Genomic DNA, 15997 nt, shown 5'->3' with positions numbered 1-15997 from the left:
TTTTTCGTTAATTGGGGAAGAATCGACTATTTTTTTAGCTATATCTTCCTTATTAAAATTAACTAGATTCTTTTTATCTAAAGGGTTTATAAGGTTTTTTTAATGTTAAATTAAAAATAAATTATTTAAAAATAAATAAGATGTAAATGCAATTACATTTATTTTATAACTAAAATAATAAATATAGGTCTATAAGAACCAATGAGTATTAAAATGACAAATATTTTTTATAATAGATTAACTATGTTTTACATTAAAAAAGTTCTAAAGTGATTACTACCATATTACATAAAAAATGATGTAATTATCCTTTATACTTTCATAAATGATTTTTAATACAGTTAAATTTTATTAAAGTAAATAAAAATTATATAAGAAGGTGGATTTAATTTAATAATAAGTGGATAGTAACATTGTTTAAAAATATTGGCACAATTATTTTAGAATTAACTAATTATGCTTAAATAAAAAATAGAAGAATTACATTATATTTATGGTAAGAAAAGCGTATGGTTTTTATCTGAAAAAATTTATTGTAAATTTGAATTGTGAAAAATAAGATTAACATTGCCGATATTCCTGGAATTTCATCATTAATTAAAGATTATATAAATAAAAAGGAAAGTACAGTACCCTATTATGATAGAAATTTATCAAAAGAATCTTTACTATTTCAGGCAAAAGAAAAAACATCTAAGTATACTAATAGGGAAACGTTAGTTAAAGAAATGTATACTCAGTTGGATAGATTGGAATTGAGTGAAAAACAAAAATTAAATTTGAAAAAATTAGCCGATCCCAATTCAGTAACTATCACAACGGGACATCAACTTAATTTAATGACAGGGCCTTTATATTTTATCTATAAAATTTTACATGTTATTAAGTTATGTGATTCAATGAATGGAAGTCAAGATGAATATAATTTCATTCCTATTTTTTGGATGGCAACGGAAGATCATGATTTTGAGGAAATCAATCATTTTTATTTTAAAAATGAAAAGATATGCTGGAATGAGAAACACAATGATTTTGTTGGAGAAATTTCAACTTTAGGCTTAAAAGAAGTTCTTTCCGGATTTTATGAAGAATTAAAATATTATCCTCACGGTAAAGAATTAAGAAAAATTATTGAAAAATCTTATTTTTCCGAACCCACACTTTCTGATGCAACACGTATTATAGTACATGAATTGTTTAAAGAATATGGATTACTTTTCATTGATGCTAATAGTAAAACATTAAAAAAGTTGTTTACTCCTTATATTAAAGATGATATAAAAGAAAAAAAGTCATTTCACGCTATTTCAAAAACCATTGATAAATTAAAAGATAAAAATTATAAAATTCAGGTAAATCCAAGAAAAATTAATTTCTTTTATCATAATAATGAAGAAAGAAATCGTATTGATGAAACGAATGGAAGGTATTATATTTTAGGAAGTTGCAAAAATTTTAGTGAGAGTGAAATACTTGATGAAATTGATAATAAGCCTGAAAATTTTAGCCCTAATGCTTTAATGAGACCCGTATATCAAGAAGTATTATTGCCAAATGTTGCTTATGTAGGAGGGAATGCTGAAATTGCTTATTGGTTGGAATTGAAAGAATATTTTATGGAACAAAAAATTTCTTTTCCAATTCTAATACCGAGAAATTCATTCTTGTTGACAAGCACCAATCAAGAAAAAAAAATGCAACGACTTCATTGGGAAATTACCGATTTATTTCATCCGAAAGAATCTATAATTAATTCTATAGTTGAAAAAGTATCTTCTTATAAATTTGATGTTTCAAAATATGAAAGTCGACTTGAAAGTATATTCAAAGATTTGTTAAATGAGTCTTCGAATACAGACTCGAGTTGGAAAGATATGATTCTTGCTCAACAAAAAAAACAATTAAACGGATTACAAAAAATAGAAAAACGTTTTTATAAAGCAAATAGGCTAAAGCATAAAGAAATTGTTTTGAATTTTGAATCTTTGTATGATGAAATGTTTCCTAATGGAACTTGGCAGGAAAGAATTCTAAATTTTTCTTATTACTATGCAATCATGGGAGCCGAATTTTTAGCTCGAATTTATAATGAAACTAGTGAATTCGAAAATAAATTAACAGTCTTTAATTTAGAAAAGGGAAATAAATAATTTAATTACATTTGCATCAAAGTTATTTAAGAATGAAAAAGCAATTTAATACGCTGCTATTATTATTTATAAGTTCCTTTATGCTTTCGCAACAGCATCATACTGTAGTTGCGAAAGAAACACTATATGGGTTGAGCAAAAAATATAATGTTTCAATTGAAGATTTAAAGAAAGCAAATCCTCAACTGAATAATCGTGCGCTGCAAATAGGAGATATACTAGTTATTCCGGATAAAAGCACGCCATCAAATTTAAATAGAATTTCCGAATACGATTCATCAATAAATTTACAACGTAAACAAAATGAGGAGAATTCAGAGTATATTTTTATTACCGTTGAGCCCAAACAAACTTTATATGGACTAAGTAAAAAATATAATACTACCATTAAAGCTATAAAAAGTTTAAATCCATCATTAGATAAAAATGGCCCTAAAATAGGAGAAGTTCTGAAAATTCCTAATAATTCAAAAGTTCAGGACAAAATCACTTATAGCCATGTTTACAATCAAAATGATCAAAATACTCGCAATGAACCTAAAAATGTTAATTCAGAATCTAAAGATGAAAAAGTAGGTGCGAATAATTTAAATCAAACTGAAACAAGAGTAAATAATGGGGAAGAAAAAGAGCCGATCAATTTAAACAATAATAAATCAGAGACAGTATCTGATCTAGAGTTCAAAAAAGAGGGGGTAAACATAGTTATGTTTTTACCATTCCATACAGGAGAAACTTCAAACAACGCAGAAAAGAGAATTGCAACCCAATTTTATTCCGGTGTTAAATTAGCTATGGATTCGTTATCCAATAAAGGAAAAAAAATTCATGTTAAAATATTTGACAGTAGTAATAATAAAGAATATCAGGAAATAATAAACACATATAATTTCTCAAATACTAACTTAATTATTGGACCTTTATTCAAATCTGATCTCTTAGCAATTACAGAAAAAATTAAAAAGGTCCCTATAATATCGCCGTTTTCCTCAAGTGATGATTTAGATGATTATGAAAATTTGATTTTATATAATACCAAAGATCAAATTTTAGTTGAAAAAATAGTTGATGAAATGATGAAAAAATATGCAGATGAAAAAGTGTATATTTTATATGATGACGATCATTATAAAGCTGCTATGTATTTTCAATCATTAGTGAAGGAAAAAAGTAGTAATGCTGAAATTGTTTTAACTAAAAACGCTGAGGATATTATACCGGATAGAAATCTTGTAACCAACGAATATAATAAGATTTATGCAATTTTATTTTCAAACCAAGAACCTATTGTAAATAAATATTTAGATACAATTGTAATGTATCAATCCAATCAGGTTAATCCAATATCTTTATTTTATTCATCTTTATTTGATAATAGTAAATATGAAGAAAAGCTTCTAGACTTAGGTTTACTTTATTTAGATACCAATTATGTAAATGAATATGGATTTAATGAACAAAAAATGCTGAAAATGTATACGAAAGAATATTGTCATATGCCGGATAAATATGCGATAGCCGGTTTTGATGTTACCTATGATATCCTTAGTCGAGTGGACGAGAAAGGTAACTTATCCAATTCAATAATGAAGGTAGAAACTAAACAAGTAAGCAATAAATATTCTTTTAGAAGGATTAAGAAAAATGGAGCGTGGGTAAATCAAGAAGCAAGACTTATAAAATTATTAAAGTAATAATAAACAAATAAAATAAAAACAATAAAATTCTTAATATTAAAAAAGATTAATGAATTCATTAGTATTTCCCGGACAGGGGTCTCAGTTTCCAGGCATGGGAAAAGAAATATATGAGAGCCGAGCAGATATTAAAGAAATGATGAACTCAGCAAATGATATACTGGGATTCAATATCATTGATATTATGTTTAATGGAACCGTAGAACAACTCATCCAAACCAAGGTTACCCAACCAGCTATTTTTATTTATTCCATAGCTTCAGCAAAAGTAAATGAAAATTCCAGAATTGAAATGGTTGCCGGCCATTCCCTTGGTGAATTTTCAGCTTTAGTAGGTAATGGGGTCCTTTCTTTTGATAGTGGGTTGAGATTGGTATATGAAAGAGCTTTGGCAATGCAGGACGCCTGCGAGGAAAATCCTTCTTCAATGGCTGCTATTATCGGATTAGAAGATAGCGTTGTAGAGTCTGTTTGTAATGAAATTTCCACTGAAAAAAATTTAGTTGTCCCTGCAAATTACAATTGTCCCGGACAGATTGTGATTTCCGGTCATACTTCGGCTGTAAAACGTGCATGTGAACTACTAAAAGAAAAAGGAGCTAAACGAGCAATTATGCTTCCGGTAAGTGGTGCCTTTCATTCACCTCTAATGAGTAGTGCCCAGAAAAGATTGGAAGATATTATATTAAAAACCAAATTTAATACTCCAAGTGTACCCATCTATCAGAATTATACGAGTAAAGCTGTGACCCATATAGATGAAATAAAAGAAAATCTTATAAAGCAATTAACGTCTCCCGTAAACTGGACTAAAACTATACGAAATATGATACAAGACAATTGTGACGTATTTGTAGAAACAGGACCGGGTAAAGTTTTACAAGGTTTGATTAAAAAAATTGACAATACAGTGGAAGTTACCTCTTTATCAAATTAAAATTTTATATCGTTTATATTTAAAGAGATCTGAATCAGGATCTCTTTTTTTTGTAAAATAAATTATAATTTTTAAATTGGATAAGCTAAATTGTAATTTAAAAAATATAAAAATATATACGATAGAGTTTTATATGATAAAATAACAATATATATTAAATAATATGTATTTTATATTGTTTATGGTGAAATATTTCAATTAGATTATTAAATTAGGTGTGAATACTTAAAACAGCCTTATAAATGATCTTCTAAATTTAATGTTAAATGTAACAATTTGCTGTTAAAACATACAAATTAGTAATTACAATTGTAAATGACATGATTTCATTGAAAAACATACATAAATATTATGACATTGGACATAATAAATTACATGTATTGAAAGGGATTAATCTTGAAATAGAGGAAGGAGAGATGGTTGCGATAATGGGGTCTTCCGGATCTGGTAAATCGACATTGTTGAATATATTGGGTATATTGGATTATGCGGATGAAGGAGAATATCTTTTGGATGGAGTTAAAATAGAAAAAGATTTAAGTGAGGCAAAGGCAGCGGATTACAGAAACAAATTTTTAGGTTTTGTTTTCCAATCTTTTAATCTTATAAGCTTTAAAAATGCAATGGAAAATGTTGCTCTACCTTTATATTACCAAAAAGTAAAACGTTCAGAAAGAAATGCTCGAGCAATGGAGTATTTAAAAATGGTAGGTCTAGATGATAGAGCTGATCACATGCCAAATGAATTGTCGGGAGGACAAAAACAAAGGGTTGCCATTGCACGTGCCTTGGTAACGCATCCCAAAGTAATTTTAGCAGATGAGCCTACCGGAGCATTAGATAGTCAGACAACTTATGATGTAATAAAATTTCTACAAAAAATTAATAATGAAGGAAAAACTATTTTAATAGTAACACATGAACCTGATGTGGCTAAGCAATGTAAGAGAGTTGTTCATTTAAAAGATGGAATTATTGAAAGAGATGAATGTATTAATCAAGAAGTTTTAGTATAAATTATTAACTATGTTTAGTATAGATCGCTGGCAAGAAATATTTTATTCTATTAAGCAGAATAAATTAAGAACTTTTCTTTCCGGATTTACAATATCTTTAGGGTTATTTATCTTTATTATACTTTTTGGATTCGGTAATGGTTTAAAAAACGGGTTTTCCCGTGATTTTATATTAGACTCTTCCAGTACTATTAATATAATTCCCGGAAAAACTACTGAGGCATATTTAGGTTTACAACAAAATAGGAATATTACCCTTAAAAATGAAGATTTTGATCTCGTTAGGAAAGAATATAATCATGAATTAGAATATAAAACGGCTACTATAACACAACCTGAGAATGTAATTTATAAAACAAGTTCGGGCATATATACAGTACAAGCTACATATCCGGATAAGCAATATATTGAAAAAGCAATCGTTACTTCAGGACGATTCTTAAATCAATCAGACATTAATAATAAGACAAAATTCGCTGTAATTGGGCGTTTAGTTGAAAAGGATCTTTTTAAAAATGAAAAACCCTTAGGTAAATATATCAATATCGGAGGCATAAATTATAAGGTTGTTGGAATATTTAGCGATGAAGGAGGAGATAATGATGAGCGAATAATTTACATACCAATAACTACCTTACAAATTCTCAAAAAAAATACTGATGAAGTAAGTCAAATAGATGTAGCGTATTTATCCGATATGGAGCCTAGCGTGGCTGTAAAATTAGGTGACGAAATTGAAAAAACCTTACGCACCAAATTAAAAATATCTCCTTCAGATAGAACCGGATTGGTTATCAGAAATAGAGCTCAGAATATGGAAGATACCTATTCTTTTTTCATGGTTATTTCATCTTTAGTTATGTTTATTGGATTTGGTACTATAATGGCCGGAATTATAGGTATCAGTAATATAATGGTTTATATAGTCAAAGAAAGAACTAAAGAAATTGGAATTAGAAAAGCCTTGGGAGCACGTCCTTTAAGTATAGTTGGATTAATATTACAAGAATCTATTTTTATAACAGTTCTTTCCGGAATTACTGGTGTTGCTTTAGGTAGCTTAACTTTATATTTAATAGGAAATAACCTATCAACTTATCTTATTGTTGATCCTTCTGTAAGCAAAGAATTATTGTTTTTTGCAACATTATCTTTAATAACTTTTGGCTCTATAGCAGGATTTATTCCGGCTAGAAAAGCTGCAAAAATTAAACCGATTGAAGCATTAAGTTCAGACTAAATTATTTAATAAAATAAATTATAAACTATAAAGATGCAAATTTTCGATAGAGAAACATGGGTTGAAATTTACCATACTCTCAGTAAAAATAAGTTACGCACGATTTTGACAATGATAGGTGTAGCCTGGGGTATGTTTCTATATGTATTTCTTCTTGGAGCTGCCAAAGGTGCTGAAAATGGATTTTACAAAATTTTCGACGGATATGCAACGAATAGTATATTTCTATGGGGAGGATCTACTGGAGAACCCTATAAAGGTTATCCCAGAGGAAGGGATTTAATCATTCATTTAGATGATGAAGAATACTTAAAAAAACAAATTCCAGAAATAGATTTTGTAGTGCCGAGAAGTGCGGCAGAATCAGAACAAAGCGTTATTAATCGAAAAAATAAAAGTAAAAATTTCACCGTTTTTGGAGATTTTGCTTCAGTTTCCAAAGTTCAAAAAAAACAATTGATAACCGGAAGATTATTAAATGAAGAAGATGATATTCAGAAAAAAAAGGTAACTATCATTGGTAAAGAAGTATATGAACAATTATTTAATCATGAGGAAAATGCTATAGGTCAATATATTAAAATCAATGGAATATATTTTCAAGTAGTGGGAGTATATAGAAATCCCAATTCAGGATTTTTACAAGAAGATGTAGTTTATATTCCTTTTAATACCTATCAAAAAATATATAATCAAGGAGATAAAGTAAACTGGATGGTAATTTCCATTAAGCCACAGTATAACGTAAATATAGTTGAGGAAAAAATTAAAGCAGCTTTAAGAAAAAAATACGACGTTGCTCCAACCGATGAAAAAGCATTTGGAGCTTGGAATTTTGCCGAAAATTTTAGAAAATTAACTAATTTCTTAAAAGGATTACAAATACTTACTTGGTTCGTTGGTGGATTAACGATCCTTGCCGGGGTAGTAGCAATTTCCAATATATTATTGATCACAGTTAAAGAAAGAACTTTAGAGATTGGTATTCGAAGAGCATTAGGAGCAAAACCCGCAGAAATAAGAACACAAATTCTTATGGAGAGTGTTTTCTTAACTGTTCTTTCCGGACTTCTTGGATTTATTTTGGGAGTGTTACTCTTAATAGGTATGAGCTCATTTATGGGAGAAGCCAATCCGAAGTTTCCGTTCTATAACCCAACTGTAAATATATGGAACGTATTAGCCGCCCTAATTTTAATGGTAAGTTTAGGGTTGTTTATCGGATTAATACCGGCACAAAGAGCTGTACAAATTAAGCCTATTGAGGCATTAAGAACAGAATAATAAAGCCTCTACAAGAAAGTTAATATATTAGCTATTATTTAAATAATAAATGGAGCAATCATATAACTAAGTTTAATTTTGGGTGTTAAAGTGTGAACATATCAAGTATTTGGTATATATTATGAAACGCTAAAACAAAGAAATAGGATTTTCATATGTTGAAAATCCTATTTTAATATCCGATTGTAAACAAATTATTAAAAAAAATTTTAATAAAATAGTACCTTTGTACTCATTCTAAAAAATAATAATTCATGTCAGAAATTACAGCAAAATATACCCCTAAGAATGTAGAAAATAAATGGTATAAATTTTGGATGGAAAACAACTTTTTTCATTCCGAGCCAAACGATAAAAAACCTTATACCATTGTTATTCCTCCACCTAATGTTACTGGAGTATTACATATGGGGCATATGCTTAATAATACTATACAGGATGTATTGATTAGGCGTGCACGTATGCTGGGATTTAATGCTTGTTGGGTACCAGGAACAGACCATGCTTCCATAGCCACTGAAGCTAAAGTAGTAAATAAACTAAAAGAAGAAGGCATAAGTAAATTTGACATTGGAAGAGAAAAGTTTTTGGAACATGCTTGGGAATGGACTCATACGCATGGAGGAATTATATTAGAACAATTAAAAAAATTAGGATGTTCATGCGATTGGGATAGAACTAAATTTACCCTTGATGGAGACCTTTATAATTCTGTGATTAAATGTTTTGTAGATCTTTACAACAGAGGATATATTTATAAAGGAAACAAAATGATTAATTGGGACCCTGAAGCAAAAACCAATATATCAGATGAAGAAGTAATTTATAAAGAACAAAACGGGAAATTATATTTTGTTCGCTATAAAGTAATAGGTGAAGATAACTATGTTATTGTTGCAACAACCAGACCTGAAACAATTTTTGGTGATACAGCGCTATGTATTAATCCTAATGATGAAAGATATAAATATTTAAAAGGGAAAAAAGTAATCGTTCCTATTTGTAATAGAGAAATTCCAGTTATAGAGGATGATTATGTAGATACCGAATTCGGGACAGGGGTTCTAAAAATAACTCCAGCCCATGACATGAATGACTATAACCTGGGAAAGAAGCACCAATTAGCTACCATTGATATTTTTAATGATAATGCAACTCTTAATGAAAATGGAATGCATTATAAAGGAAAAGATAGATTTGTAGTACGAAAGGAAATAGCAAGAGAACTTAAAGAAAAAAATCTACTTGAAAAAGAAGAGAATTATGTTAATAAGGTAGGAACTTCAGAAAGAACCGGAGCAGTAATCGAGCCTAAAATTTCGATACAGTGGTTTATGAAAATGAAAGATTTCGCTAAACCAGCTTTAGATGCTGTGTTAAAAGATGAGCTTAAATTATATCCGGAAAAATTTGTAACTACATATAGAAATTGGCTCGAAGATATTCATGATTGGAATATTTCACGCCAACTTTGGTGGGGACATAGAATTCCTGCTTATTATTATGGGACAGGAGAAAACGATTTTGTTATAGCTCAAACAAAAGAAGAAGCTTTAAAATTAGCTCTTGAAAAAAATTCTGACATTACCATTGATACGCTAAGACAAGAAGAAGATGTATTAGATACTTGGTTTTCTTCGTGGTTGTGGCCTATTTCAGTTTTTAATGGAATAAACGAACCCGATAACAAAGAAATAAATTATTATTATCCCACTCAAGACTTAGTAACCGGACCGGATATTATATTTTTCTGGGTTGCCAGAATGGTCATGGCAGGATATGCATTTAGAAATGAAAAGCCATTCTCTAATGTATATTTTACCGGAATTGTAAGAGATAAGTTAAGAAGAAAGATGTCAAAACAGTTAGGTAATTCACCTGATCCTTTACATTTAATTGAAGAATACGGAGCAGATGGAGTACGTGTTGGAGTATTACTAAGTTCTTCAGCAGGAAATGATTTAATGTTTGATGAAGAATTATGTTTACAAGGAAGAAATTTCGCCAATAAAATTTGGAATTCATTTCGTTTACTGAAATCTTGGAATATCGATTCATCAAAATCTCAAACAGTTGAAAGTAAAGAAGCCATTTCTTGGTTGAAAAATAAAATTGCCAAAACCGTAGTTGATATTAATACAGATTTTGAAAAATATCGAATTTCTGATGCTCTAATGAGCCTATATAAACTTGTATGGGATGATTATTGCTCCTGGTATTTAGAAGTTGTTAAACCGCCGTTTGGAGAATCCATAGATGAAAAAACGTTTTTAGATACTATAGCGATTTTAGAAGACCTTTTAAAATTATTACATCCGTTTATGCCATTTATTTCCGAAGAAATTTGGCAGACCATTAAAGAAAGAGATGTACAAGAAAGTCTTATAATTACTACCTGTGTTTCAGAAGACTCTTTTGACGAAACTATAATTTCCAATTTTGAAATAACTAAAGAAATTATATCCTCCATAAGAAATTTCAGATCCGAGAAAGGAATTTCTCCTAAAGAAGAGCTAATACTTATATTTAAATCCAATCAGCAGTTGGATAATATCGATATCATTAAGAAATTAGCTAATATTTCCGAAATTACCGACAAAATAACTGATGATAAACCATCCTATACTTTTTTAGTTGGTAAATTAGAATTCGCTATACCATTTACCCAAACTATTGATACAGAAGCTGAGAAATCAAAAATAATTGAAGATATCGCTTATTTAGAAGGATTTTTAAAAAGCGTTAATGCAAAATTATCTAATGAAAAATTTGTGAACGGAGCACCTGAAAAAGTAGTTGAAATGGAAAAGAAAAAACAATCCGATACCCTTGAAAAAATTTCAATATTAAAAGAAAGCTTAAAAAAATTATAATTAATACAATTTACATATAATTATTTTATAAGATAAAATCAAAAGTGCTTTACTATATTTTTTATAATATGTATTGAATCAATGCGTTAATTTTATAAAAAAATTAGTATTATATAATTAGTTAAATATCATTATTTTATGAAAGCTATTACTGTATTTTTTTGTTTTATCTCTATAATTTTATATGGGCAAATAGAGAAAAATTTTATAGATTTATCCGAATATCCGAATAAACATATTTTATCTTCTCTTATCAATGAAACTTCTGCCGTTGAATATTATAAGAATTATCTTTATACCTGTAATGATAGTGGAGGTAAGGCAGAAGTTTATAAATTGAATTCTAGTAATGGTAACGTTCTTCAAACTATTAAAATTAAAGGAATTAAAAATGTTGACTGGGAAGAATTAGCACGTAAGGGTGATACCCTTTATATTGGAGATTTTGGAAACAATTTAGGAATTCGTAAAGATTTAACCATATATTCAATCAAACTTCCTTCGGATTATTCACAAATTATAGAAGTTCCAATTTTGGAAAAATTCCGGTTTATTTTTGAAGATCAAAAGGAATTCAGTAACCAAGGAAGTTATCAAACCAATTTTGATTGTGAAGCTTTTATTTATTATAAAAATAAACTACATTTATTTACAAAACGATGGAGTGATTTTCAAACTACACATTATGAGTTGGATTTAAAATCATCTAAAATTCCTATCATAGCAAAAAAGATAGAAACATTTGACACCGAATGCCTAATTACAGGTTCCGATATTCATAAAGATACCTTATATTTGATAGGATATACCAAAGAAACAGCTTATGTTTGGAAATTTTATGATTTCTTTGAGAATAAATTTTTTAATGGTAAAGCCCAACAATCCCTGATCGGATTGACGGGAGCTGTAGGACAAACTGAAGGTATTGCAGTTACTGATAACTACATTTATATTACAGGAGAAGAAATGAATTATTCGTTATTTCATGTAGATCCTACTCTTTATATTTTAAATAAAGAAGAATTGAATTAAAAGTTAAAAAAATTATTGAGATCTATTATAATTATTAAATATTATTTTCTATCAATTTACACCCGTAAGTTTTATTATATAATTTAATTGTATATTCAAAATAGTATTTGTACAAATAAAAAATTATATATTCCTATACAGTCATTGAAAATAACTTAGTCTGAGGTGCATTTTTCATCATTCTTAAATCAAATGCCATACAGATATTACGAATAAAGGAACGTCCTTCTTCTTTAATAATTAATGAATTTTCATTCAATTCAATGAGACCATCAGCCTCAAATTCTTTTAACCTTTCAATAATTTCAGGATAATTAGTAAAGATAATTTCGTTTTCCCATCTTGTTTCTAATAAACACATCAAGTTGAGGATATGTCTTCTTATAAATAGATCTTCGGCATTTAAAATATGACCACGAAAAACGGGAAGTTTATGATCATTTACTTTTTGATAATATTCTTCAATAGTTTTTACATTTTGAGCAAAGGCATACCAATTGTCAGAAATGGATGAAACGCCTAATCCTATCATTACCTGTGTTGAGGAAGAAGTATAACCCATAAAATTTCTATGAATTTTTTTATTTAACATGGATTGATATAACGAATCAGATTTTAATGAAAAATGATCCATACCGATCTCAAAATATCCCATTTTTTCTAATAGTTCTTTGCCTTTTTCATATAATTCTCTCTTGATTTCTCCGCTAGGTAAATCTTCCTCTTTAAATCCTCTTTGTCCAACCCCTTTAATCCAAGGAACATGAGCATAGGAATAAAACGCAATTCGATCGGGTTGCAAAAATTCGGTTTTTTTTATTGTGTGAATTACTTTATTTAAATCTTGAAAGGGGAGACCAAATACTAAATCATGACTTATACTTTCATAGCCTATTTCACGAGCTATTTCAGTTACTTTCTTTACATTTTCAAAAGGTTGAATTCTATGTATTGCTTTTTGTACTCTTATATCATAATCTTGTACGCCAAAGCTCACCCTTTTAAATCCGAGATTATAGAGTGCTTGGAGATGTTCACGAGTAGTATTATTAGGATGACCTTCAAAACTAAATTCTTTATTCGGGTGAATCTCTGCTTTAGAAAAGATGTTTTCCAATAAATAGATTAGATTTTTGGGTGAAAAAAATGAGGGAGTTCCCCCACCTAAATGCAATTCTCTGATAATAGGTTTTTCAGACAAAACATTCAAATAAAGTTGCCATTCTTTTAAAAGAGTTTCAATATATACTAATTCTACATTATGTTGTTTTGTTATGCGTTTATTGCAAGCACAAAAAGTACATAAGCTTTCACAAAAAGGTAAATGAAGATAGAGACTTATACCTTCTTTTGAATTACTTTCTTTAAAAGATTTTTGTAGGGTATCGATCCATTTTTCGGTGGAAAAATTTTTTTCATCCCAATAGGGTACAGTTGGATAACTTGTATATCTTGGACCCGGAACATTGTATTTTTGTATAAGAGTATTATTTAGCATTTTCATATCGTTATTACAAAATTATTTATAATAAAACAGAAAATTTAAATAAAACAATTATTTTCAACTATATAATTATTAATTATAGTAATAATAGATTAACAAAGTTTATAACTTATGTAATTTAATATAAGTAATAAAAAATAATTGAGTATGCATAAGCATCCTTTATATTATAAATAATTTTGATAAAATAATAGAACTTATATGTATAATTTCAACTTATTAAAATTTTTAAAAATCTAGCTTATAGCTTCTCTTATTTTTACCAATTTTTCAAGAAGGTTTTCTAAAAAATCTAATTTGAGCATATTAGCTCCGTCAGAAAGCGCTTTTTCAGGATTAGGGTGAGTTTCGATAAAAATACCGTCAGCACCTACAGCTATACCTGCTTTAGCAATGGTTTCAATCATGTCAGGTCTGCCTCCGGTTACTCCAGTAGTCTGATTAGGCTGTTGCAAAGAATGAGTAACATCTAAAATGACCGGAGCGTATTGTCTCATAGTAGGAATTCCTCTATAATCAACAATTAAATCATGATATCCAAAGGAAGTACCTCTATCAATGATAGCATAATTGTTATTTCCGGAATCTTTAATTTTTTGAGCGGCAAATTGCATGGCTTCCGGTGATAAAAATTGACCTTTTTTTAAGGTAATGTATTTTCCGGTTTTTGCTGCCGCGATTAATAAATCGGTCTGTCTTATCAAAAATGCAGGAATTTGTAAAACATCTACATATTCGGCTGCCCACTTAGCTTGCTCATTTTCATGAATATCGGTGGTGGTAGGAATGGAATAAGTATCGCCTACTTTTTTTAATATTTCTAATGATTTTTGTTCGCCAATGGTTGTAAAACTATCCACCCTAGATCTATTGGCCTTTTTAAAAGAACCTTTAAAGATATAGGGGATACCTAATTTACTAGTAATTTCAACAATTTTACCTGCAATATCTATAGCCATTTGTTCTCCTTCAATAATGCATGGCCCCGCAATTAAAGTAAAATTATTTTTATCTATGTTTTTTATTTTAGGAATCGATAATAAGCTATTTTTCATGGTACTCTTTTTTACAAATTTACTATATATTTACGATCCATGGAAATTACTAATAAAAGCTTTCTTAACTATTAAATTTGATGGTAGTTAAAAAAATATTGATTACCAGCAAGTAGTATTAATTAGTGAGTATAAGCTAAAAAAATAATAAAAATTACTGAAGCTGATTATAATGAATGTATGATTTCCATTTATCAAGAACCTGCTTCATATCTTCAGGTAAGTCAACTTCAAAAAACATTTCTTTATTTGTTTTAGGGTGAACAAAACCTAATGTGCGAGCGTGTAATGCTTGACGCGGCAGAATTTGAAAGCAATTCTCAACAAACTGTTTATATTTTGTGAATGTTGTACCTTTCAAAATTATATGACCTCCATATCGTTCATCATTGAAAAGAATATGACCTTTATATTTCATATGAGCCCGAATTTGATGCGTTCTTCCTGTTTCAAGCCTGCATTCAACTAAAGTTACATATCTGAATCTTTCTAAAACTTTATAATGAGTAACAGCATGCTTGCCATGAGAACCATCCGGAAAAACGGCCATTTGCATACGATCCTTTAAATCACGACCAATATTACCGATGATGGTCCCTTCATCTTCTTCAAAATTACCCCATACTAAAGCATTATATACTCTTTTTGTTGTTTTATTAAAAAATTGCTTAGCTAGGTGATTCATTGCAAACTCATTTTTAGCGATTACCAACAAACCAGAAGTATCTTTATCGATCCTATGCACAAGTCCCGGACGTTTCTCTAAATCAGTTTGAAAATAAGGTAAAGTACTAAAATGGTATGCCAAGGCATTAACTAAAGTACCTTCAAAATTACCGAATCCGGGATGAACAACCATTCCGGCATTTTTATTAACAACTAGCAAATCATCATCCTCATAAATAATATCAATAGGTATATTTTGCGGTACAATTGTAGTGTCGCGAGGCGGATGCGCTAAAACTATAGATACTATATCGTTGGGCTTTACCTTGTAATTTGATTTTACAGGATTGTTATTCACTAAAATATTTCCCGCTAATGCAGCTTTTTGTATTTTATTTCTTGTCGAATTCTCAATAAGATTAACAAGATATTTATCAACACGTACAGAACCTTGCCCTTTATCTACATAAATTTTAAAATGTTCATATAGCTCATCGGCATCACTATTGTGATGTATATCTAGGTATTCTTCTTTTTCCATGG

Annotated in this window: 11 protein-coding genes; 8 read left to right on the top strand and 3 right to left on the bottom strand. The window is 29.0% G+C overall.

The window, feature by feature from the left end; translation table 11 throughout:
- Positions 1–548: 548 nt before the first annotated feature.
- From bshC to Q0T35_RS09835, 8 genes are all read left to right on the top strand, one after another.
- Complete coding sequence (gene bshC / locus Q0T35_RS09870; protein WP_293918330.1) at positions 549–2150, top strand: bacillithiol biosynthesis cysteine-adding enzyme BshC; 1602 nt, start codon at positions 549–551, stop codon at positions 2148–2150.
- A gap of 32 nt (positions 2151–2182) precedes the next feature.
- Positions 2183–3844 (top strand): LysM peptidoglycan-binding domain-containing protein, encoded by a 1662-nt coding sequence (locus tag Q0T35_RS09865; RefSeq protein ID WP_295811201.1) that lies wholly within the window; start codon positions 2183–2185, stop codon positions 3842–3844.
- Positions 3845–3896: 52 nt separating this feature from the next.
- The gene (gene fabD / locus Q0T35_RS09860; RefSeq protein ID WP_293918346.1) at positions 3897–4784 is read left to right on the top strand and encodes an ACP S-malonyltransferase; all 888 of its coding nucleotides are present in this window, start codon (positions 3897–3899) and stop codon (positions 4782–4784) included.
- A gap of 320 nt (positions 4785–5104) precedes the next feature.
- A complete protein-coding gene (locus Q0T35_RS09855) occupies positions 5105–5800 on the top strand; it encodes an ABC transporter ATP-binding protein (protein WP_293918334.1) in 696 nt (231 codons plus the stop codon).
- A 10-nt stretch (positions 5801–5810) separates the two neighbouring features.
- Entirely contained in the window at positions 5811–7040 is a 1230-nt protein-coding gene (locus Q0T35_RS09850) for an ABC transporter permease (protein WP_295842884.1), read from the top strand.
- Between the two features lie 33 nt (positions 7041–7073).
- On the top strand, positions 7074–8324 hold the full coding sequence (locus Q0T35_RS09845) for an ABC transporter permease (protein ID WP_295842883.1): 1251 nt from the start codon (positions 7074–7076) through the stop codon (positions 8322–8324).
- Positions 8325–8578: 254 nt separating this feature from the next.
- Complete coding sequence (locus Q0T35_RS09840; protein ID WP_295842882.1) at positions 8579–11197, top strand: valine--tRNA ligase; 2619 nt, start codon at positions 8579–8581, stop codon at positions 11195–11197.
- A 138-nt stretch (positions 11198–11335) separates the two neighbouring features.
- Positions 11336–12229, top strand: coding sequence for a hypothetical protein (locus Q0T35_RS09835; protein WP_295842881.1), 894 nt, complete (start codon positions 11336–11338; stop codon positions 12227–12229).
- A gap of 133 nt (positions 12230–12362) precedes the next feature.
- On the opposite strand, the gene hemN is transcribed toward Q0T35_RS09835, so the two are convergent.
- From hemN to Q0T35_RS09820, 3 genes are all read right to left on the bottom strand, one after another.
- Complete coding sequence (hemN, locus tag Q0T35_RS09830; RefSeq protein ID WP_366937739.1) at positions 12363–13733, bottom strand: oxygen-independent coproporphyrinogen III oxidase; 1371 nt, start codon at positions 13731–13733, stop codon at positions 12363–12365.
- Between the two features lie 236 nt (positions 13734–13969).
- On the bottom strand, positions 13970–14788 hold the full coding sequence (gene kdsA, locus Q0T35_RS09825) for a 3-deoxy-8-phosphooctulonate synthase (RefSeq protein WP_293918341.1): 819 nt from the start codon (positions 14786–14788) through the stop codon (positions 13970–13972).
- A 154-nt stretch (positions 14789–14942) separates the two neighbouring features.
- Positions 14943–15995 carry an RluA family pseudouridine synthase gene (locus Q0T35_RS09820; RefSeq protein ID WP_295811216.1) on the bottom strand — a complete coding sequence of 351 codons (1053 nt, stop codon included), beginning with the start codon at positions 15993–15995 and terminating at the stop codon, positions 14943–14945.
- Positions 15996–15997 lie beyond the last annotated feature (2 nt).

The organism is uncultured Apibacter sp. (assembly GCF_946479295.1).
Taxonomy (GTDB): Bacteria; Bacteroidota; Bacteroidia; order Flavobacteriales; family Weeksellaceae; genus Apibacter.
The sequence above is the reverse complement of the archived record's forward strand: the minus strand, read 5'-3'. Positions and strand labels throughout refer to the sequence as shown.

Coding starts and splice junctions, on each gene's coding strand:
- Q0T35_RS09820 (WP_295811216.1), bottom strand. CDS start 15,995: ATGGAAAAAGAAGAATACCTAGATATACATCACAATAGTGATGCCGAT.
- hemN (WP_366937739.1), bottom strand. CDS start 13,733: ATGAAAATGCTAAATAATACTCTTATACAAAAATACAATGTTCCGGGT.
- Q0T35_RS09840 (WP_295842882.1), top strand. CDS start 8,579: ATGTCAGAAATTACAGCAAAATATACCCCTAAGAATGTAGAAAATAAA.
- Q0T35_RS09855 (WP_293918334.1), top strand. CDS start 5,105: ATGATTTCATTGAAAAACATACATAAATATTATGACATTGGACATAAT.
- Q0T35_RS09865 (WP_295811201.1), top strand. CDS start 2,183: ATGAAAAAGCAATTTAATACGCTGCTATTATTATTTATAAGTTCCTTT.
- Q0T35_RS09850 (WP_295842884.1), top strand. CDS start 5,811: ATGTTTAGTATAGATCGCTGGCAAGAAATATTTTATTCTATTAAGCAG.
- Q0T35_RS09835 (WP_295842881.1), top strand. CDS start 11,336: ATGAAAGCTATTACTGTATTTTTTTGTTTTATCTCTATAATTTTATAT.
- Q0T35_RS09845 (WP_295842883.1), top strand. CDS start 7,074: ATGCAAATTTTCGATAGAGAAACATGGGTTGAAATTTACCATACTCTC.
- fabD (WP_293918346.1), top strand. CDS start 3,897: ATGAATTCATTAGTATTTCCCGGACAGGGGTCTCAGTTTCCAGGCATG.
- kdsA (WP_293918341.1), bottom strand. CDS start 14,788: ATGAAAAATAGCTTATTATCGATTCCTAAAATAAAAAACATAGATAAA.